Source organism: Flavobacterium arundinis, from assembly GCF_038289855.1.
Classification (GTDB): Bacteria; Bacteroidota; Bacteroidia; order Flavobacteriales; family Flavobacteriaceae; genus Flavobacterium; species Flavobacterium arundinis.
The window spans coordinates 20360-41537 of sequence record NZ_JBBYHR010000014.1 but is presented as its reverse complement, the minus strand read 5'-3'; the positions used below and the strand labels follow the sequence as shown (position 1 = coordinate 41537).

14 protein-coding genes are annotated in these 21178 nt (G+C 45.3%); 3 read left to right on the top strand and 11 right to left on the bottom strand.

Features of this window, described 5'->3' with window-relative positions; all coding sequences use genetic code 11:
* Nucleotides 1–287 precede the first annotated feature (287 nt).
* The gene (locus AAEO56_RS18875) at nt 288–1757 is read right to left on the bottom strand and encodes a lipopolysaccharide biosynthesis protein (RefSeq protein ID WP_341698638.1); all 1470 of its coding nucleotides are present in this window, start codon (nt 1755–1757) and stop codon (nt 288–290) included.
* Nucleotides 1757–2647, bottom strand: coding sequence for a glycosyltransferase family 2 protein (locus tag AAEO56_RS18870; RefSeq protein ID WP_341698637.1), 891 nt, complete (start codon nt 2645–2647; stop codon nt 1757–1759). The genes AAEO56_RS18875 and AAEO56_RS18870 overlap by 1 nt, the downstream gene beginning before the upstream one ends.
* Nucleotides 2648–2680: 33 nt before the next feature.
* Between AAEO56_RS18870 and AAEO56_RS18865 the strand changes: the two genes are divergently transcribed.
* The 3 genes from AAEO56_RS18865 (at nt 2681) to AAEO56_RS18855 (ending at nt 5135) form a co-directional block, all read left to right on the top strand.
* Nucleotides 2681–3535 carry a glycosyltransferase family 2 protein gene (locus AAEO56_RS18865; protein WP_341698636.1) on the top strand — a complete coding sequence of 285 codons (855 nt, stop codon included), beginning with the start codon at nt 2681–2683 and terminating at the stop codon, nt 3533–3535.
* A 74-nt stretch (nt 3536–3609) separates the two neighbouring features.
* Nucleotides 3610–4350 (top strand): MlaE family ABC transporter permease, encoded by a 741-nt coding sequence (locus AAEO56_RS18860; RefSeq protein ID WP_407934972.1) that lies wholly within the window; start codon nt 3610–3612, stop codon nt 4348–4350.
* On the top strand, nt 4350–5135 hold the full coding sequence (locus AAEO56_RS18855) for an ABC transporter ATP-binding protein (protein WP_341698635.1): 786 nt from the start codon (nt 4350–4352) through the stop codon (nt 5133–5135). The genes AAEO56_RS18860 and AAEO56_RS18855 overlap by 1 nt, the downstream gene beginning before the upstream one ends.
* A 110-nt stretch (nt 5136–5245) precedes the next feature.
* Here the strand turns inward: AAEO56_RS18855 and AAEO56_RS18850 are convergent, their stop codons facing one another.
* The 9 genes from AAEO56_RS18850 to AAEO56_RS18810 all read right to left on the bottom strand — a co-directional run bounded on the left by AAEO56_RS18850 (nt 5246) and on the right by AAEO56_RS18810 (nt 21178).
* On the bottom strand, nt 5246–9505 hold the full coding sequence (locus AAEO56_RS18850; RefSeq protein WP_341698634.1) for a gliding motility-associated C-terminal domain-containing protein: 4260 nt from the start codon (nt 9503–9505) through the stop codon (nt 5246–5248).
* A 368-nt stretch (nt 9506–9873) separates the two neighbouring features.
* Nucleotides 9874–14130 carry a gliding motility-associated C-terminal domain-containing protein gene (locus AAEO56_RS18845; protein ID WP_341698633.1) on the bottom strand — a complete coding sequence of 1419 codons (4257 nt, stop codon included), beginning with the start codon at nt 14128–14130 and terminating at the stop codon, nt 9874–9876.
* Nucleotides 14131–14221: 91 nt separating this feature from the next.
* Entirely contained in the window at nt 14222–15286 is a 1065-nt protein-coding gene (locus AAEO56_RS18840; protein WP_341698632.1) for a mannose-1-phosphate guanylyltransferase, read from the bottom strand.
* Nucleotides 15287–15366: 80 nt separating this feature from the next.
* The gene (locus tag AAEO56_RS18835) at nt 15367–15966 is read right to left on the bottom strand and encodes a SprT-like domain-containing protein (RefSeq protein ID WP_341698631.1); all 600 of its coding nucleotides are present in this window, start codon (nt 15964–15966) and stop codon (nt 15367–15369) included.
* A 9-nt stretch (nt 15967–15975) separates the two neighbouring features.
* The gene (locus AAEO56_RS18830) at nt 15976–16653 is read right to left on the bottom strand and encodes an SDR family NAD(P)-dependent oxidoreductase (RefSeq protein ID WP_341698630.1); all 678 of its coding nucleotides are present in this window, start codon (nt 16651–16653) and stop codon (nt 15976–15978) included.
* Nucleotides 16654–16655: 2 nt separating this feature from the next.
* Nucleotides 16656–17522, bottom strand: coding sequence for a M20/M25/M40 family metallo-hydrolase (locus AAEO56_RS18825; RefSeq protein WP_341698629.1), 867 nt, complete (start codon nt 17520–17522; stop codon nt 16656–16658).
* Nucleotides 17523–17551: 29 nt separating this feature from the next.
* Nucleotides 17552–18502, bottom strand: coding sequence for a M28 family peptidase (locus AAEO56_RS18820; RefSeq protein WP_341698628.1), 951 nt, complete (start codon nt 18500–18502; stop codon nt 17552–17554).
* 68 nt (nt 18503–18570) lie between these two features.
* Entirely contained in the window at nt 18571–19203 is a 633-nt protein-coding gene (locus tag AAEO56_RS18815; protein WP_341698627.1) for an alpha-ketoglutarate-dependent dioxygenase AlkB family protein, read from the bottom strand.
* Nucleotides 19204–19498: 295 nt separating this feature from the next.
* Nucleotides 19499–21178, bottom strand: a complete 1680-nt coding sequence (locus tag AAEO56_RS18810; RefSeq protein WP_341698626.1) for a pyruvate dehydrogenase complex dihydrolipoamide acetyltransferase — start codon at nt 21176–21178, stop codon at nt 19499–19501.

Genomic DNA, 21178 nt, shown 5'->3' with positions numbered 1-21178 from the left:
AACATCTTTGTCTATTAGTTTCAACAAAGAACTTACGCTTATTTTCTTTGGCATAATCAAGTTTATAAATCTAATATATGAAAATATTTCAATGAACTTTTGTCTTCCGAACACCTATGTTTTCAAAAAACCTTTGGGGTCTTTTCGTATGGATGATGTGGATCGAAAATATGAGTTGGACGTTTGCGTGAGGGACAGATGCGGCATCCCCGTAGCTTGCGGAGGGATACAGCTGATGGCCCGGCCTATGCGTTGGCCTTAGCGGGGGAAGGACACGCCCAAAAAATCTATCTTTTTATTTTGTCCAAAACTTTATCTACAGAAACATTTACCTGGTAGACGAGCCTGAGCCTGTAAACAACTACTGCTGTAACTGCCATATAAAGGCCGGTTTTATATATGAGATTAATAAGGTGCGATGCGCTGTTGGGAAGAAAATATATAAGCGTCCCTGTAGCAGCGAAGATAGCACCCATCCCAAAAAACTTTTTATCGAAGGGGATCAGTTTGAATTTGTTGTAAATGAACAGCAGTTTGCTGATATTGAACAGCGTCATGCTGATAAAGGAAGCCCAGGCCACACCCGTGATACCGTACCCGGCACCTATGAAATAGATGTTTAGCGATACGTTTACACCAATGAGAAGCAGCACCGCCACAAGGTTAAAGCGGTAGTATTTTGAATAGGTGATAATTTCGCCGTTAAATCCTGTAGCCATATTAACAAGCACGCTAAAACCAAGGATCTCAATAATCGGGATGGTGGCTTTCAGCTTGTCGTAATCGGGCATAAGCCGGAACAGGTCTTCGATTCCAATAAAAATGCAGCCGTACAACAATGCCCCAATGAAAAATAACAGCCGGGCAATTTCTTTGTATTTTACATTAAGCTCGGCAATATTGTGGTTTTTGAGGTAATTGGAAATGATGGGCGCATAGAGAGCAAACATACCCACGGCAGGTATCTGTAGCGTTGTTGCCAGTATAGCCCCGATGCTAAATACGCCATTGGCTTCCATCGATATCATTTTCGGGATGATAAGCCCATCAATACGGAAAGCCAGCAATGAGCCCAGGCTTCCGACCAGGGAATACAGGCTGTAGCGCAAATACTCCCTGCGCGATATTTCGCCAAACAGTGTTTTAAAGCGGTAATTGAATCCCGGCTTATAGTGATTAAATAAATAGATGGCTGTTAAAAATAATATGAGAACAAACCCGCACATATAGATCCACAGTGCGGCATCGCGTGTTACAACATTATAAACCAGTAGTAAAAAGGCGGCGGGCAGCACCAGTTTGGGTATCAGCTTTTCGAACATGGCAGGCCACGCGATCTTTTGCAGGTCTTGGAGTTGTTTTTTAAACAACTCTACGAATGCAAGGGCAACAGCTATCGGGAAAGCAAAATAGACAAGGCCTTTATATTCGGGTTCGCCGAGGTTCTCATACAGCATTATGCCAATAAATACCATAGTACCGACAACCCCAACCGAAAAAATGCTGTACAGGAACAGCTGTTTTTGACGCTGCTCGTTGAGTGCAGGGTAAAACTTAATAAGCGACTGGCTGGCACCCAAAACCATTACCGGGAATAACAACTGCGAAATACTGTCGATATAACGCACGATACCCTGGAACTCAAAATTCCTGGGATAAATGAGCAGCGAAGAAACCACACCTATGGCTGTACCCAAATAGTTGATAATGGCAAACCACACGACCTGCTTTATGGGTGCTACTTTTTGCTTTTCCATTACAAGGCACGTTTTCTGGCAGCAAGGATTTGCCCCGGTTTGAATATAAAGCTCCTGTAGTATTTCAGTAATTCTCCCAGCATTTGCTTTACTTCTGCCCTGTTATAAAACTTGCCGAAATATTTAGGCAGGCCAAGCGCTTCTTTCAGTCCCTGTGCGTAAGCGCTGATTAGGTTGTGATTTGGGTCGATGAGCGTTGCCAGTATTTTGTATTTGCTTTGGGTAAGGTCTTTATTAAAGCTTCGGGTTATTACACGGTCGTGCACGATCTTAGAATCCGGATCAATTCCGATAAGGAATTTATGATACTTAACACGGTCGCAGTAATTCCGGTCTTCACCATAATGCCCGAAAAGCGGTTCGAAATAACCCACTTTCGCTGTGCATTCCCTGCTAACCAGCCAGGCTGCCGCATTGACGAACGGGACAACCGTTATACCTTTTTGCGCTGCGGTCTTTCTGCCGTAATACGTTTCAAAACTTTTATCAAAATCCACTCCATTCCCTGAATAATGCATAGGGCTGATTATACCAAAGGCGGCATCTGATTTCATTTTTCCTACAAGGCTCCCTATTGTATCTTCAAAAACCCATGTGTCCTGGTTGAGGAGGAAAACGTAATCAGCACCCTGCTCCAGCGCCATTTTCATACCGATGTTATTGGCTTTGCCAAAACCCAGGTTATCGGGGGATTTGACAAGCTCAACCTGTGGGTACTTTTCCAAAAGCGCAACAGAATCATCGGTTGAATTATTATCAATAGCTATAATGCTCACCGGATATGATGATGCCAGCAGCGATGTGATATTTTTATCGATCCATCGCATACCGTTGTATATGACAATAATTACAATAACCTTTTTATCCAATGTTTCGCTTTTCTTCCACAAAAATAAGGATATTTGCACCTATTCTGCTACAAAATGAATTATTACGTTATTATACCCGCTTACAACGAGGCTTCTTTCATTGGCGCTATGCTTCAATCACTGGCAGGGCAAACTGTGCTTCCTGCAAAAGCTGTTGTAGTTAACGATAATTCGACTGATAAAACGGCAGCCATTGTTTCTGAATTTGCCGCCCAACACCCATGGCTGCACCTGGTAAATAAACAATCGGATGCCATACACCTGCCGGGAAGCAAGGTGATACAGGCATTCAATACGGGTTATGAAACACTGGACGAAAATTATGACGTTATTGTAAAACTGGATGCCGACCTTATTCTGCCCCAAAATTATTTCGAAATAATACTGAACGCTTTTACTGGCAATGAGAAGGCAGGAATGGCTGGAGGATTTGCCTACATTGAAAAGGATGGACATTGGATACTGGAAAACCTCACCGATAAAGACCATATCCGCGGGGCATTTAAAGCCTACCGGAAAGAGTGCTTTTTGCAGATAGGCAAACTAAAGCCGGCTATGGGCTGGGATACTGCAGATGAGCTCCTTGCCAAATTTTACGGATGGGAAGTAATAACTATCGAAAGCCTGAAAGTAAAGCACCTGAAGCCAACGGGAGCCAGCTACAACAAAGCAGCGCGCTACAAGCAGGGCGAGGCTTTTTATGCTTTGGGTTACGGTTTCATGATAACGGCTATCGCAGGCGCCAAGCTTGCCCTACGGAAAAAGAAGCCTTTTCTTTTTATTGATTATATCAACGGCTTCCTGAAAGCAAAGAGCCAGGGGAAAGCTATGCTTGTGACCCGGGAGCAGGCAAAATTTATCCGGAGGTACCGCTGGGATAAAATGAAGGGCAAAATTTTTAATAAGTAAAGTATTAAAAAACTATTAACTAATATTAGATACTGGGTACAATTCGGTACTTTAGCCATTATTTTTAAGTATAAATGATTAGAGCATTACACCAGATAGGCCGTTATTTCCTGATGCTGAAAGAGGTCTTCAACAAACCAACCAAATGGAAGGTTATGAAGCCGCTTATTTTTAAGGAAGTCGACGACCTTATAATAGGATCACTTGGCATCGTAGCATTCATTTCGTTCTTTATCGGGGCGGTTGTTGCAATACAGACGGCATTGAACCTTACCAACCCGCTGATCCCGAAAATGCTTATTGCATTTGCAACCAGACAGTCGGTAATATTAGAGTTTGCACCTACCTTTATTTCCATCATCATGGCAGGGCGGGCAGGATCGTATATCACTTCGAGTATAGGTACCATGCGTGTTACCGAACAGATCGATGCACTGGAAGTTATGGGGGTTAACTCCCTGAACTACCTTGTATTCCCTAAAATTGTGGCCTTTATCCTTTACCCGTTTGTAATATCGTTAGCCATGTTCCTCGGAATGTTTGGCGGCTATGTTGCAGGGGTTTACGGCGGATTTATTGGCAGTGAAGAATTTATCCAGGGTATGCAGACCGACTTTATACCGTACCATATATTCTACGCATTCTTTAAAACATTGCTGTTTGGTATGGTACTGGCTACTGTGCCCTCGTTCCATGGATTTTACATGAAAGGCGGGGCGCTTGAGGTGGGTAAGGCAAGTACAACATCGTTCGTATGGACCAGTGTTACCATCATCCTGATCAATTACATACTAACCCAATTAATGTTAAGCTGATGATAGAAGTAAAAGATATAAAGAAATCATTTGGGGATGCTGAGGTATTGAAAGGAATATCTACCACTTTTGAAAGCGGAAAGACCAACCTCATCATAGGGCGAAGCGGTTCCGGTAAAACGGTAATGCTAAAAACGCTTCTTGGTATACATACACCGGATTCCGGCACTATATCATTCGATGGCAGGATCTACTCTGAACTTAACCCTGATGAAAAAAGGGCATTGCGTACCGAGATAGGGATGGTTTTCCAGGGAAGCGCACTATTCGACTCTATGACTGTGGAGGACAATGTGGGATTTCCGTTAAAGATGTTTACCAAAAAACGGACCAAGGAAGTAAGAGACAGGGTAAACGAAGTACTGGACAGGGTAAACCTGAAAGATGCGAATAAAAAATTTCCCAATGAGATTTCGGGAGGTATGCAGAAAAGGGTAGCGATTGCGAGGGCTATTGTAAACAACCCTAAATACCTTTTTTGTGATGAGCCCAACTCGGGCCTCGACCCGGAGACATCTATCGTTATTGATGAGCTGGTACAGGAAATCACCAAAGAATATGATATTACCACGGTAATCAATACGCACGATATGAACTCGGTACTCCAGATTGGGGAAAAAATCGTTTTCCTTAAAAACGGTATTAAAGAATGGGAAGGCGACAACACGCAAATCCTCGAAACACGGAATAAATCGATTGTCGAATTTGTTTACTCCTCAGACCTTTTCAAGAAAGTGCGCGAAAGCCTGCTTGCCGAAAGCGAGGAAGAAGACCACAAGAAATAATTATTTGATATAAGGCGCAGTTTATACGCGTTGTAAATACATTTTGATATATTTAAAAATAAGAAGCCCGCTCCTTTTCAGGAACGGGCTTCGTTAATTTTAGGGAGTTTTTAATTCACCTCCCTTTGAAGGTACACCCAGCCTGTCACCTGCTTCCCTTCTGAAAGGGTAACAACGTAGAAGTAAGTGCCTGTTGGCAGGTCACCTTTTTCTGACTGGCCGAACCACTCATCTTTATAATTCTCTTTCTCATATACTTTTATTCCGTAACGGTTAAAGATCATAAGATCCCTAACGTCAAGGTTGGTAAGGTCGAAGCTCTGGTTGTACTGGTCGTCATTAGGAGATATACCCCTTGGAATGAAACAACCTGTATTATCAATGGTTATCGACGCTTCTGCACTACAGCCATCGGCATTGGTAACCTTCACAGCATAGTCGCCACTGGCAAGGTTTGTAATATCTGCCGACTCGCCTGTAGAGGTATACCCATCTGGGCCGGTCCAGTCGAAGCTCGCACCCGGAATATCATTAACGTTCACAATAGAGATGATATAATTAAAGTCAATGCATCCTGCCTCAAGTGTAACAGTAAAGGCATTGGTATTTAGAATAACTTCAAACTGTCCGGAAGTGCTGCATCCGTTAACTTCTATTTCCGCTTCATAAACACCCGCTTCGAATATCTCAATATTAGCGGTAGTTGCTGCCGGCTGAAGCACACCGTCTTGATACCATTTAAAAGTAGCATCGTTCGAATTAAAGTTACCCGGAACTACAGAAAGCGATGAACTTTGGCCTTCGCAAATTGCCGCGTTTCCGTCTATAGTAAATTGAGGGGCGGGATTAACCACAACAGCAACAACAGATGCAGGCGAAGTACAGCCATTGACCGTTACGGTAAGCGAGTAATTACCTGTAGCGGCCGGTAATGCACCGGCAAGAAGCGGACTTTGTGCAGCAGAAGTGAATCCGCCCGGGCCTGTCCATGCATACACTGCGCCAGGTACGGCTGTAGCCGAAAGCTGTACATCGCTGCCTTCGCATACCGGGGGAACTGTTGCCACTATCGGTGCGGCAGGCCTGTTTTTAAGTTCTACAGTTATAATGGCCTCATCATCCGGGCCACATCCTGTTACTGTATATTTAAACTGGTAGGTTCCGGCGGCAACGCCTGCGGTATTGAACGTACTGCCTGTTAAAGCGCCTGTACCGTTCATATCTGTCCATGTGCCTCCCGCATCGTGAGGTGTGCTAAGATAGCCTGCAAGGTCTATCGAATCGCCATCATTACATAGTGAGATATTGTTATCATTACCTGCTACAGGGACTGCATTAACCTGTACAGCTATTGTAGTTGTTGAGGACGCACAGCCGTTTACAGTAACCGTAAGCGAATAATTTCCGCTATGGGCCGTTGTGGCATTTGCGATTACTGGGTTTTGCAGTGCTGATGTAAAATTGTTAGGACCTGTCCATGCATAAACCGCGCCCGCTACCGCAGTAGTGGTAAGGTTTATAGTAGCGCCTTCGCAAAGCGTGCCGATTGGCGGTACCACAGGTGCACCCGGAATGTCTTTAAGCTGTATGCTTATGGTCGCCACGTCGTCAACGCCACAAGCGCTGGTAACAGTATAGGTAAACTGGTAAGTACCCTGGGCTACACCCGCAGTATTGAATGTTGTACCTGCAAATGCACCCGAACCGCTTACATCTGCCCATGTCCCTCCGGCATCGTGAGGGGAACTGAGGTATGTCGCAAGGTTGAGCGAACTGCCTGTATTACATAATGAAATAGTGCTGTTGTTACCCGCATTTGGCAAAGCATTCGGCACAATGGTATAATCAAGCGTCTGGTTGATGCACGAACCCGGATTATCTGATGATATCGTTACGTGGTATTCTCCTGCATCGGCAGCATCAAAACCAGGGAAATCCAGCACATTAGTCGTACTTAGTATTGTTCCCGGAGCGCCTTCTTTATACCATTCATAGTCAAGGAAGGTAAAATTTTGTACGGAGAGTGTACTGTCCTGGCCTTCGCAGAATCCGTCTGCCTGTATTTCGATTGGCGCAAGCGCATTGATGTCGAGTTGGAAATTTTGTGAACTACCGCAAACATCAGTTACCCTGAAATTATACGTTCCCGGCTCCAACCCGGAGAAAAGGTTTGATGTCCCGTTGTTAACGACAAACGGATCGCCATTTTTGGTAGTGATCTCATAGGTAAGCGCACCAACGCCACTGGCATCTATTATTACTTCAGAGGTGTTGTTGGCACAAGGAAAACTGTAGGCGCCATCGATAACCGGCGCACCATCAAATTCGAAAGTGTCGATTACCTGGAAGCAACGGAAATTAGCCGCCGATCCATTGCTATAAACATAAAATACCTTGAGTATCCTGAATTCGCCGGTATAAGCAAGGTTGATATTGGTCGTATTGTTGGTAAGGAAAACCGAGTTGGCATTTGAAGGCAATGATCCTTCCACATAAGGCGCCCCGGTTCCCGGATGTCCCCATGCACCTGTAACTTCGTTATATTTCTGGAGCCAGAATGACTGCAGGTTAGAGCCGTTGCTGGTATGGTGCAGGTTAACATTAAACGATCCGCAGTTGGGTATCAATTCTACATCGTTAGCCACAACCTGGAAACCCTGTATTGTTATCGTTTTATTTCGTGATGTTCCGCAGTTATCAACCGTCTGGAACGTGTAGCTACCTGCCGGCAGCGAATTCATATAAAAGTCGCCATCCACGGGGTTAATATTGGCAGAAACATCCAAAGGCCCTTCAAATCCCGATCCCGGAAATCCAATGATCGTAACAGATACCAGATCGTTTTCCGATGTGCTAAGCCTTACAGACCCGTTGCCCAAGGCACAGCCGGGACGCTGGTTATCATTCAGCACCAGGTCGGCAGCAGAAGGCTGTATTGTTTCTGTTACTTCATATTGATCGCCACATTCGTCTATTATAGTAATTTTATAAGTCCCCATAGGGAGGTTCCCCTGAAGGAATCCCATTCCCGGTATAATAAATTCTGACACATCATCCGGCAAACCGGGAGGGTGGGCATCTATATATGCCTGCGGGGCCTCTGTAATTATGACAGTAGCGATGTTCCTGCTTCCCACGGTAATGCCTATCTGACCAAGGCAGGTTAAGGCGCTTACGGTGCTTACTACGGATGGGGTAGCTTCATCTGTAAGTGCCAGTATATGGGTTTCGGAATGTCCGCAGGCATCGGTTATTTTTATAGTATACGATCCCAAAGGAACAGGATTGGAATCGGATCCGTAATCTGTAGTCGGGCCACTGTGCGTAGGGTAAGCAGCATTAAAGCTCGTGGGATTAAATCCCGCCGGAGCGCTGATAAAGGATACCGTGTATGGGGCCTTAAACACACTTGGCGCAAGGGTAAAATAAAAATTGTGGCAGCTTTCGTTTTTAGGAAGCGCCTCAAAATCAAATTTCTTATCGATGATATTGCCATTCCGGACAAACACATTGCCACAGGCATCGGTTACTTTAAGATTGTACGTGTATTCCTGGTCATGGAAGAAAGGAAGATTGGCTAAGACATGGTTGTTGTCATTCGTCCCTGATGCTGCTGTCTGTGTAACTATAATGGGCGCGCCACCTCCCGGAGGGAATACTGTATATTCAAAAGTAAGCGGGAAAAATATCTGGTTACCGGATACCGTGCCATAAAAATGGTCTACCGAAATCTGGTTACAGGCAGGAAGCTCCCCTCCTACAAAATTTGGCGGGTCTATAAGTACACTTGTTGGCACCTGCGTAAGCTGCACTGTAACTACTACTGCATTACCACAAGTATCTGTAACCTTAACCTGGTAGGTGCCTACGGGCAGATTGTTGAATGCATTACTATTTGTCTGGGGAGGTACAGTAACGGGCCCTGAAATAATTTCGTAGCTGGCGGCTGTACCGGAAGTTACATTGATAGTAAGCCCTCCATCGCCCGGACAGCGTACATGCCTTGGTGTAATGACATATGTTAATGGCTGTATCGCGTTGGTGATAGTTGCTGTATCGGTCGCTGTATTCGTATTAGCGCCAAGCGATTGTGTGGCAATAATAAGATAATCCCCAGCCACAAGGCTGTTCACCGTATTTGTTGTAACTACCGTAACCGGCGTAGTTGTGTTTGGCAACAAATAAACTTCGTAAGCAATTGCGGAACCGGGTGTTTTTCCGGTTAATGCAAAAGTCAGGGTACCATTGCCTAAACAGGTCTGCGGTGTAGGGGTCGCCTCGACTGTAAAGGGATCCAGCTGCGCGAACGACTGAAGCCCCCAAAAAAGGCTAAGCAGCAAGCATAATTTAAAAAATAGTTGTTTCTGCATAATGTTTATTTAAGTTGGTTTTATTTTTCAACAATGGTATCGCTATTGATGCCACTGAATATTCGCGTGATGTTACTATTTTAAAAGAAATATTGCTGCGGTAAAAAACAAAGGTACAGTCTATAAAAACGTGCCATTGCCCTATTCGGCTAATCGCGGAAGAGGGCTTTAACAATTGTATAACAGCCGAAATGCTAAAATCACACCCCACAATAGCGAATTTTAACATAAAAATTATTTAATAAAAATAAAAAACATTGATTTTCAAATCATTATGTTTTAGGCCTATACTAAATTTTAAAGGCTTTTCATAACAGGTAACATTATAGATAAGTCCTTCGGCACTGTAAAAGGTTGCGTTAATGTGGTTACTTTATTTCGCGTTGCAGGTACACCCATCCGGTTACTTCTTTTCCTGCCGATAGCGTGAGTACATAGTAGTAGACACCCGTAGGAAGCTCTCCCCTATAGGATTGCCCGTGCCATTCACTGATATATTCGTCCTTTTCATATACCTGAAGCCCATACCTGTTGAAAATTTCTATATGCCTGATGTCAAGGTTCGAAAGGTCGAATGAATCGTTAAGCCCGTCGCCATTCGGCGAAATGCCCCGTGGTATAAAGCAGCTGGTATTGCCTACAACTATTGAGGCATTTTGGCTACAGCCTTCAGCATTGGTAACTTCGACAAAATATTCGCCTGATGCACCGTCGGTAATAACAGCCTCCTGCCCTGTATGCGAATATCCTTGCGGGCCTGTCCATGCGAACGAAGCGCCCGGCATATCGGAAAGGTTGGCAACAGTAATGACATATTCTGTATTACGGCATCCCGATTCCAGCTCAACTGTAAATGCATTTGTGTTTTGCACTACAGAAATTTCCCTTGACAACGTACACCCGTTACTGCTAACCTCAACCTTATAAAGGCCAGTTTCAGATACTTCTATCGCACTAGCTACAATACCGTCCAGTTGGCCCCCGTCGTGGTACCATGTATACACAACAGCATTAGGCGTAAAATTACCCGGAATAACAGAAAGCACCGAACCCTGCCCTTCGCATATTTGTGTGTTGCCTGCTAATGTAAATTGAGGGATTGTATTAACTGTAACAACCACTGCCGAGGGCGGCGAAACGCAGCCATTTGTAGTAACTGTGAGCGAATAGGTACCGCTGTGCGCGGCTGTACTGTTAGCAATTACCGGATTTTGGAGTGCCGAGGTAAAATTGCCCGGGCCTGTCCATTGGTATGCTGCACCGGGAACTGTAGTAACCGAAAACTGTATCGTGCCACCTTCGCATAGCGCAGTTATTGGTGCGATAACAGGTGCCAGTGGCCGGTTTTTAAGGGTAATGGTTATAACGGATTCGTCGGAACTACCGCAGGCGCTGGTTACCGTATACCTGAAATGCCAGGTTCCAGCGGCAAGGCCTGTAGTATTGAACATGCTTCCTGCCAGTGCGCCACTATTATCAACGTCGGCCCATGTGCCGCCATTGCTGTGGGGGGATGAAAGAAAATCTTCGAGGTTGAGCGCCTGGCCGTCATTACAAAAGGAAAGATTGTTATCCTGCCCCGCAAGAGCCACAGAATTGACCGTTACTGCCACTGTTGACGGTGGGGAGGCACATCCGTTAACGGTAATAACCAGTGAATAATTTCCGCTATTGGCGGTGGTGCTATTGACAATTGCAGGGTTTTGCTGTGTTGATGTAAAATTGTTGGGGCCTGTCCATTGATATGTGGCGCCCGTAACCGCAGCAACCGAAAACTGTACTGTAGCGCCTTCGCAAACCTGAGCAACCGGAGCAATAACCGGTGTCTGCGGCCTTGCTTTAAGCTCTATGGAGATAACCGCTTCATCTTCCAGATCGCATAAGCCTGTTACTTTATAAGTAAACCGGTACATTCCGGGCGCAACACCTGCTGTATTGAACGTACTTCCGGAGAGCGCACCTGTAGTATCTGTGTCTTCCCATGTACCTCCGGCATCGTGTGGTGCAGAAAGGTAGCTGGCGAGATTAAGCGCCTGCCCGTCATTACAAAAAGAAAGGCTGTCGTCCTGGCCCGCAGCAGGAAGTGTATTAGGAAGCACCTGGTATTGCAGCACCTGGTTGATGCATGAGCCTACCGTTGGCGAGGTGATGCTCACGAAGTAAGTGCCTGCCTGTGTAACTGAATTGTATGCCGGAAAATTGAGTGTGCCTGTGGTACTCAGTATCGTTCCGGGAGCGCCGGCTTTCCACCATTGGTAGTTAAGGAACGAAAACTCATCTACCGACAGTGAACTGGCTTCTCCTTCGCAAAAACCTTCAGCAATAAGTTCTATCGGGTCCAGCGAATTGATATCGAATTGTATGTTGCGTATGTTGCCGCACACATCGGTCACCTGAAAATTATAGGTGGCAGGCTGAAGCCCTGAAAAGAGGTTGGATGTCCCGTTGTTAATCACAAAAGGCTGGTTGTTCTTTAATGTTATCCTGTAAGTAAGCGGTGGCACGCCTTCGGCAACTATGATCACTTCCGTCAGGCCACCAGCACAAGGAAAGCTGTAGGCATCGGTAATTACAGGCCCACCTTCAAAGTCAAATTCATAAATTTGTTCAAGGCACCGGAAATTGGCCGCACTGCCGTTGCTCCATATATAGGCCAGCTTGATTACCCTGAAATGGCCGGTAGCAGCTATGTTTATATTGTTGGCATTGTTGTTAAGCAAATAGGCCGTATTTGTGTTTGGTGTCGCACCTTCAACATAATCGGCACCGCTAATAGGGTGTTCCCATACCCCGGCAACAGGATCATAGCGCTGTAGCCAGAAGGTCTGGAGGTTATTGCCGTTACTCGTATGGTGCAGGCTAAGGGCAAACGACCCGCAGCTTGGCACAATCGCGACATCATTTAGCTGTATATGGTAGCCTTCAATTACAACATTCTGGTTGGTTATAGCGCCACAGTTATCAATAACCTCGAAAGTATAGGCGCCTTCGGGCAGGGAATTCATATAAAAACGCCCGTTTGTGGCAATATTTCCTGTCACAATAAGCGGTAGAGTACTTGTAAATGAAGGAGGCGCGGCAGTTATCCTCACGGATACCATGGTCGTGTCGGGTGCTGTGAGCCTTATAGACCCGAATCCGGTTTCGCAGCCGGGGTTTTGCGAAACTGAGAGCGGCACTGCGGTAGCGGCCAGGTCAAACTGCTCCTCGTAAACATCTCCGCACGAATCGGTAACGGTAACTGCATAATGCCCCAAAGGAAGTCCTTCCATGAAGAAACCGGTGGGCGTTATAAACTCCGAAACATCATCATCCAACGTACCGGGATAAGCAGTGGGCGCGGCTGTTATTATTACAGAAGTTATAGTCCTTCCGGGGATCTCGATAGAAACCGAGCCCTGTGCATCACAGCCTAAAACCTGGGGCACTACCTGCGGCGTTACTTCGGGGTCTTCCACTACAAAGCTCTGGGTCGCGGTGTGCCCGCAGGCATCGGTAAGCTGAACGGTATAATTTCCCTGGGGCACCGGGTTGGTATCTACATCGCCATACGGAACAGGGCCTGCGCCGAACGTTGGGTGTCCCGGATTAAAAGCGACCGGGTTGAAACCTGCCGGAGCGGTTATGAAATTCAGGGTAATGGGGCCTACATAATAGTCCGCCTTTATAGTAAAGGCATTGTCGCCGCAATTGGCTGCTGCCTGCTGCACTTCCAACGAAAGTGTTTTGTTCACAATTACATTATTTCGCGTATATATGTTCCCGCAGGCATCGGTAACCTTAATATTGTAGGCATATTGCTGGCCATAGTAAAAAGGAATATCTACAGAAACCGGGGCGCCTCCCACAGGGCCGCTTGCTATTACCTGCGTAGTGACTATAGGTGCGCCACCACCCGGAGGAAATACCGTAAACTGGCAGGTAAGCGGATAAAAAACCTGAAAAGCCGAGGCCGTCACCTGTATGTTATGCGCTATCGTGATCACGCCACATGCCGGCAATTCGCCAGCGGCAAATACTACGGGGGCAATGCTTAGCCCGGTATTTGCCTGGACAAGCTGCAATGTTATCACCACTGCCTCACCGCAATTATCGTGTACCCTCACATGGTACGTTCCTGTAGGGAGGCCGTTAAATATATTTGAAGGCTGCGGCGCTACCGTAACAGGGCCGCTCATAATTTCGTAAGAAACTGCAACACCGGTAAGCACATTAACTGTTATAGCGCCATCGTTACCACATCTGACGGGCGTTGGGGTAAGGGAAAATGTTAGCGGAACGATAGCATTACCTATCGTTACTGTATCAGTAGCAGTGTTGGATTCGCCTCCTAAAGATTGTGTAGCCACCACAAGGTAATTTCCGGCAACAAGGCCGCCAACATTAGGAGTTGTTACTATTGCTACAGCGGTTGTGGTATCGGGAAGGAGGTATACCGCATAATCCATGGACGCTGCCGGATTGTTACCAGTAACCGTAAAGGCAAGCGATCCGTTACCCAGGCATGTTTGGGCGACAGGAGTTGCATCCAAAGTAAATACGGGTAACTGGGCAATGCAATCCAAAGAAAAAACAAGCATTATTATGGCTAATAACACTTTTTTGGCAGGTAATCTTATATCCATCGCAATTTTTTGAATGGCTAAGGTAACTATTCTTTGCAGATGGCAATCAGGCGATTACAAATTTTAACACAAAAACCTTACGGATTGTGATTTATGAATTCTTAGTGACTATTTCGGTAATTTTCTTTATTTCCTGCTCTTTTTCTTTAGGATAGATTAGCAGGATGTTCTCTTTATCTACAATAATATAGTCATTCAGGCCGTCTACAATCACGATTTTATTGGCATCGGTCCTTATGATGTTGTTGGAAGCATTTTCTATAAAAAGCTTCGCATTTACAACGGTGTTATTATTGGCATCCTTATCAAGCTTGTCGTGCAGCGAGCCCCATGTACCAAGGTCATTCCAGTCGAAGGCAGCAGGAACTACAAATACATTCTCGGCATTCTCCATGACCGCATAATCTATTGAAATGTTCTCTGATCTTGGATAGTTTTCCTCAATAAAGCTTTTTTCGGCAGGGGTGTTATACTCGTCATACCCGCTTTCAAAAAGCGAATACATACCGGGCTGAAACTTCTCGAATGCATGCAGAACCGATTTTACACTCCATATAAATATTCCTGCATTCCAAAGGAAGTTACCGCTTTGCAGGAATGTTTTGGCCGTTTCATAATCAGGCTTTTCCCTGAAATGGAATACTTTTTTTATAATATTATTATCCTGTGTGCCATATTCTATATATCCATAGCCTGTATTTGGGAAAGTAGGTTGTATGCCCAGTGTCATGAGCACATCTTCATTCTGAGCATAATCAAAAGCCTGCTGAAGGTTGCTTATAAATGCCTGCTCGTCCTCGATCCAGTGATCGCTCGGGGCAACTACCATCACAGCATCAGGATTTATTTTTTTTATCTTTAATGCAGCATATAATATGCATGGCGCCGTATTGCGCATTGCCGGTTCAAGTACCACCTGCTCCTGCTTTACCTGCGGGAGCTGTTGCAGGACAATGTCGTTGTATATCTCGTTGGTAAGTATCAGTATGTTCTCCTCGGGAATCAGTTGCGACAGCCTGCTGAATGTTTTTTGTATCAGGGTTTCTCCCGTACCCAGCATGTCATGGAATTGTTTTGGGAACTGCGCAGTGCTTACCGGCCAAAAACGTGAACCCACACCTCCGGCCATTAATACTGCATAATAGTTTTTGTTCATTTTACTGGCTAATGTTGTTTTGTTGAGTAAAGATTTTAATAAATCGCCACATTTCAAAAGTGTTTAATTTTCATTTAACACTACGGCAGCAATTCCACCTCGGCATTGGGGTTAAAGAGGTACATCCTGCCTGTGCTTACCTCCAGGCACTCGAAACGCTTTACGCGCTGGGCCCCTTTTTTAAATATTTTCCCATTGTATATCCTGAACGTACTTCCGTACGGGATCTGGAAGATGTACGTCTTTTCAGATTCTGCCTCGTCAAACTGCTTCAGCGCCAGTGATAAAGATGCGTCGGTATCGCTGCTTGCCTTCGGGTTCCTGAAATGGCGTGCCAGCAAAGGCAGCAGCTGGTTCGGGAATATCTCGGGCCTTATGAACGGAACCATCAGCTTCTGGAAGGTCAGTTTCCATTCATCGCCATGCGGTTTTATATTGCGGCCGTATTTCTCAAACGCTGCCAAATGGGCTATTTCATGTATCAGCGTAATCAGGAAACGGTACTTGTTCAGGTTCGAATTGACAGTAATCTTGTGGTAGCCGCTTTCGTCCCGCCGGTAATCGCCATGCCTTGTAACCCGCTCGTTCACGATCTTCAAATGGACGCCATACAGCTTTATCATTTCGAAAACCGTGTCGACAGCATGCTCCGGCAAATATGGGGCTAAGACATTCTTCACACTTACAATTTAGGGTGTACTTGCGGAAACCTGCAATACCTTCCCGTTAAAATAATTATTACCCGTAAGGGCAAAGTTATAAATATAATCGGCCATTTCAACCGGAGATAAAGGTGCCTGATACCCGGGAAATGCTTCCTGCAACATCTCGGTATTTACCGCGCCCAAAGCCAGGACATTAAAGGCTATCCCCTGCTCTTTGTATTCTTCGGCAAGAAGTTCTGACAGTGTTATCACCGCCCCCTTGCTGGAACTGTAAGCCGACAGCCCGCTGAACTTAACGGTTCCCTGTACACCGCCCATACTGCTTATAGTAACCACATGACCGCCTTTTTGCATATAAGGAAGCACAAGCCTGTTGAGTGCAGCAACCCCAAACACGTTGACCTTGTAAATGTATTCGAATTCCTGCGCCGATATCTCTGCAAACGGTTTGAGGATAAGTGCGCCGGCATTATGGATCACGATATCCACTTTATGCCATGCACTTTCTAAAAAGTCTTTTATATTATGAAGCCCATTCTCTTCCGAAAGGTCAGTGCTCAGGCAGGTTATGTTAGGATTGTCCAGGAGAGCCTGCGGCATCTTTCGCGATATGGCAAGCACATTATGCCCGGCATTGGCAAATTGTAATGCCAGCTCATAGCCTATTCCCCTGCTCGTGCCCGTAATGATGATATTTTTCATTATTATCTAAGGATGATTTCTTTATCTTTTGTGCTTACCATTGTTGCGATAACGGGCAGCATCTCGTTTATTATTCTTGTGATATTCGCTACATCAATGTTCTCCATTTCATCATCAAGATTATGGTAAAAAATATAATTCTGGCGGTTAAAAGTAGTAGCGGTATGGGCAGGAACTTTAAATTTTTTGAAAAACGAATGATTATCCGAGTCCATATTCAGAAAAACATCAATACTTCCCGGCATTATCCGCCTGAAGAAGGTTTTACCTGCATACTCATTGAATTTTTCAATGATATTTGATTTCCTAAACCCGGTCATGTACACCAGGCCATCCTCTAGTGGCATGCCTATCATTTCAAAATTCAGCATCATATAGAGCGTCAGGCCCTGCTGTTGTAGCTTTTCCGCCAGGTGTATCGAGCCTCTTTTATCATATTCTTCCGCAGTAAAAAAACAAAAAAGGATGCTGCGATAATTATTTTTATTGGAAGCAAAATATTTTGCCAGTTCCAGTACTGCCGCTACTCCCGATGCGTTATCATTGGCCCCGTTAAAAATAATGTCCCCCTTACTGTCAGCGGCCAGGGCTGTTCCTATGTGATCGTAATGGGCTCCAATGACTACATATTCATTTTTAAGCAACGGATCACGCCCTTCAAGACACCCAACGATATTACAGGTGTCTATTCCTTCGTAGCTAATCGCATCACGGTAGGATTTGAAGTAAGGCGGTATGCCAGCATCCATGAGTTTTGTTTCGAGGTACCCTGCTGCCAGCTCTATCCCCGGCGTACCGGGTTTGCGCCCTTTGAGCTTGTCTCCCGAAAGAAATCCTATAGTTTCCTTAACCGACTGTTCGTTAACCATAATCACCTGTTTAGCCTAACCGGGTAACGTTATTTTTTCAACACGATCTCTTTTGTTTTGGCATTCACCATTTTATCCACTACCGGTATCATTTGCTGTATGAACGCAGTCATGTGCTTAGTATCCATCGCTTCAAATTCATCATCAAGCTGGTGGTAGAATGGAAACGTGCTCATTTCGGTCGTACTCAGCGTATGCGAAGGCACATTAAATTCCACGAAGAACGGATAATTATCCGACTGCCTGAATAGCTGGTATTTCATTTCGAACTCATTCGAACCAATGATCTTTTTACCGGCATATTCATTGAATTTATCAGCCATATTACTCCTTCCGTACCCTGTAATGAAAGCCAGCATATCGCCTCCAAGCGGAACGCCTGTCATTTCAAAATTCAGCATCGTGTAAATATTGAAACCCTGCTCTTTTAATTTTTTCGAAAGATGGTAGCTGCCCAGAAGACCTGCTTCCTCGGCAGAGAAAAAGCAGAATAAAATGCTGCGCTTGTTTGATTTTGACTGGCCGTAATAATTTACCAGTTCGGCTACAGTGGTAGTCCCTGTTGCGTTATCATCGGCGCCATTATAGATATCATCACCATTGACTGCTTGTTTGGCTAAGCCGATGTGGTCATAATGTGCCCCAATCACTACAAACTCTTTCTTCAGTTCCGGATCTGTACCTTCAAGGAAGCCCACGATGTTGTAGGCGGTTTTTGGGTAATTTTTCAGTGTGTCCCTGTATGTGGCAAAATAGGGTTTGATACCATTCTTTACAAACAACTGCTCCAGGTATTTTGCAGCCATCTCCATCTCGGGGGTTCCCGGCTGGCGGCCTTTCAGCTCATCGGATGCAAGGTATTTAAGGGTAGCGGCTACACTTTTCTCTTCAACTTTATACGGTTTTGAAGATTTGCCCTGTGCGAACGAAATAGTTATACAGCCTAAAGAAAGCAACGACAGCAATAATGCTTTTTTCATAAATGATTGTTTTACTTAGCTAAAGTAAGAAAAAACATAATAGCATCATTTATTAAATTTTCTATTGCTTACAGGACAATATTTCGCTTCACCTGCCTGAAAGTAAGGTTAACCCTCGGGAGGATGTTCTTAGCGGTTTTCGGGATATGATGCTCCCAATGCGTTTGCGTGGTACCGGCCATGAGGAGCAGTGCACCATGGGTGAGCGGTATCTCGACCATCGGGATATCTTTACGGGTTTTATGGCGAAGGCGAAAAGGCCGTGTCTCACCAAAACTGACCGAGGCAATCACCTTGTCCTTGCCGAAATTCTCCGTGCGGTCGCTATGCCAGCCCACGCCGTCTTTACCATTACGGTACAGGTTCAGCAAAACGGCGTTGAATTTAAAAGACACCTCATCTTCTACTTTGGCTTTAATAGCAAGCAGTTCGGGTGTCCAGTCATTTCCGGTTGGGTCGGCGCCGGGGTTGGTTTTATCTTCGTACCATGAAACCATCCTTGGGATAATGTGTGTCTTATCATAAATGGTGAGGTCTGCCTCTTTCCATTTTGTAGTGTGGAGCAGCTTTTCATAATAAAAGTCTGATTCCTCTTTTGTGAAAAAGCCTTCGAAAAGCATTAGGTCGGTATCCGGCAGGTCGAATATTTTTTTGTTTGGTTTGCTGCCTGTGAAAATATCGGTGTCGTTAAACAGGTTCATTGTATCCCTTTCATTTTTAATATGCAGTGCAAAAATTGTTCCTAACCTAAATTAATTCCCTACGGGAAACTCACTTATTCCCCAATCTGGTGCTACCGAAATTGAATCGCTACGCGATAGGCGCTGACACTAACTGAATTTAGTATTTTCCGTAGGGGATCTATTTCGGTAGCAATATAACCACCCCATGTCGAATTTCCCGTAGGGAATTAATTTGCTAACGAATTATAGGAATTAAAAATACCCGCCCTGAAATCCAGAACGGGTATTGTATTAATAACCGGGTTGTTTTGGCTTATGCCAGCATCGTTACCGGATTTTCTATATACTGTCTCAGCGTTTGCAGGAATTGTGCCCCTGTGGCGCCGTCTACTGTACGGTGGTCGCACGTAAGCGTTACCATCATGGTATTGCCAACAACGATCTGGCCATTCTTTACAACAGGCTTCTGTATGATAGCACCCACTGAAAGGATAGCCGAGTTCGGCTGGTTGATGATGGATGTAAACTCCTGGATACCGAACATACCTAAGTTGGAAACAGTGAATGTGCTTCCGTCCATTTCGGCAGGCTGTAGTTTTTTGTTCCTCGCTTTTCCGGCAAGGTCTTTTACTGCGCCACCAATTTGTGAAAGGCTCATGTTATCGGCAAATTTAAGTACCGGAACTACAAGTCCGTCTTCTACGGCTACGGCAACGCCAATGCTGATGTGCTTGTTGTAGATGGTTACATCGTCTTTCCACTGTGTGTTCACCTGTGGGTGCTTGCGCAATGCCATTGCACTCGCCTTGATCACCATATCGTTGAATGATATTTTGGTATCAGGTACTGCATTGATCGTGTTACGGCTTGCTATCGCGTTATCCATATCAAGCTCTATCGTAAGGCTGTACTCCGGTGCGGTAAATTTCGATTCGGCCAGGCGGCGCGCTATCGTTTTACGCATCTGGTTGTTTTTCACCTCTTCGGTAGCTACTTCGCCTGTTGGCACATATACCGGAGCAGCAGCCTGTTGTTGTGCAGGTGCGGCCTGTTGTGCCGGCTGTGCAGCCTGTGGCGTGTAATTCTCAATATCTTTCCGTACAATGCGTCCGTTCTCACCGCTGCCTTTTACCTGGTTGAGGCTAACGCCTTTTTCCTCGGCCATTTTGCGGGCAAGCGGGGAAGCGAATATCCTTCCGCCATCAGCAGCCTTTGCAAGCTCTTCGGCTTTAGGTGCGGCTGCAGCTGCAACTTCTTCTTTTTTATCTTCAGCAGGCTTGTCCTCGCTTTTGCTTTCAGTAGCAGGAGCAGCGCTTTCTTTGCCTGTGATACCCGACACATCAGTACCGGCAGGTCCAATGATAGCAAGAAGGCTGTCAACAGCAGCGGTCTGGCCTTCCTGTATTCCTATTTTTAAAAGTGTACCTGCATTGAATGATTCAAACTCCATCGTCGCTTTATCAGTTTCGATCTCCGCAAGTATATCGCCCTCTTTTATAACATCTCCTTCTTTTTTAAGCCATGTCGCTACAGTACCTTCGGTCATGGTATCGCTTAGGCGCGGCATGGTAACTACTACCACACCTTTAGGAAGTCCGGCAGCAGGTGCGGCTTTCTTCTCTTCAGCAGGTTTGTCCTCAGATTTTTCTTCGGCTTTATTTTCAGCAGGCTTTTCTTCCTGTTTCGGCTCTTCCTTCTTTTCAGCATCGCCGGCAGGTGTAGCCTTACCATCAAGAAGCGCTTTGTAATCTTCGCCTTCTTTACCGATAATTGCCAGTACCGAATCAACGGCAGCGGTTTCGCCTTCCTTGATTCCGATATATAATAAAGTACCTGCATCAAAAGCCTCAAATTCCATAGTGGCTTTATCAGTCTCAATCTCTGCAAGGATATCGCCTTCTTTTATCGTATCGCCCACTTTTTTAAGCCATGTAGCCACAGTACCTTCGGTCATGGTGTCGCTAAGGCGCGGCATTGTAATGATCTTTGCCAT

What these genes read in the sequence shown, in the direction of transcription:
- AAEO56_RS18875 (WP_341698638.1), bottom strand. Translation starts at nt 1,757, where the DNA reads ATGGAAAAGCAAAAAGTAGCACCCATAAAGCAGGTCGTGTGGTTTGCC.
- AAEO56_RS18865 (WP_341698636.1), top strand. Translation starts at nt 2,681, where the DNA reads ATGAATTATTACGTTATTATACCCGCTTACAACGAGGCTTCTTTCATT.
- AAEO56_RS18860 (WP_407934972.1), top strand. Translation starts at nt 3,610, where the DNA reads ATGATTAGAGCATTACACCAGATAGGCCGTTATTTCCTGATGCTGAAA.
- AAEO56_RS18855 (WP_341698635.1), top strand. Translation starts at nt 4,350, where the DNA reads ATGATAGAAGTAAAAGATATAAAGAAATCATTTGGGGATGCTGAGGTA.
- AAEO56_RS18850 (WP_341698634.1), bottom strand. Translation starts at nt 9,505, where the DNA reads ATGCAGAAACAACTATTTTTTAAATTATGCTTGCTGCTTAGCCTTTTT.
- AAEO56_RS18845 (WP_341698633.1), bottom strand. Translation starts at nt 14,130, where the DNA reads ATGGATATAAGATTACCTGCCAAAAAAGTGTTATTAGCCATAATAATG.
- AAEO56_RS18840 (WP_341698632.1), bottom strand. Translation starts at nt 15,286, where the DNA reads ATGAACAAAAACTATTATGCAGTATTAATGGCCGGAGGTGTGGGTTCA.
- AAEO56_RS18830 (WP_341698630.1), bottom strand. Translation starts at nt 16,653, where the DNA reads ATGAAAAATATCATCATTACGGGCACGAGCAGGGGAATAGGCTATGAG.
- AAEO56_RS18825 (WP_341698629.1), bottom strand. Translation starts at nt 17,522, where the DNA reads ATGGTTAACGAACAGTCGGTTAAGGAAACTATAGGATTTCTTTCGGGA.
- AAEO56_RS18820 (WP_341698628.1), bottom strand. Translation starts at nt 18,502, where the DNA reads ATGAAAAAAGCATTATTGCTGTCGTTGCTTTCTTTAGGCTGTATAACT.
- AAEO56_RS18815 (WP_341698627.1), bottom strand. Translation starts at nt 19,203, where the DNA reads ATGAACCTGTTTAACGACACCGATATTTTCACAGGCAGCAAACCAAAC.
- AAEO56_RS18810 (WP_341698626.1), bottom strand. Translation starts at nt 21,178, where the DNA reads ATGGCAAAGATCATTACAATGCCGCGCCTTAGCGACACCATGACCGAA.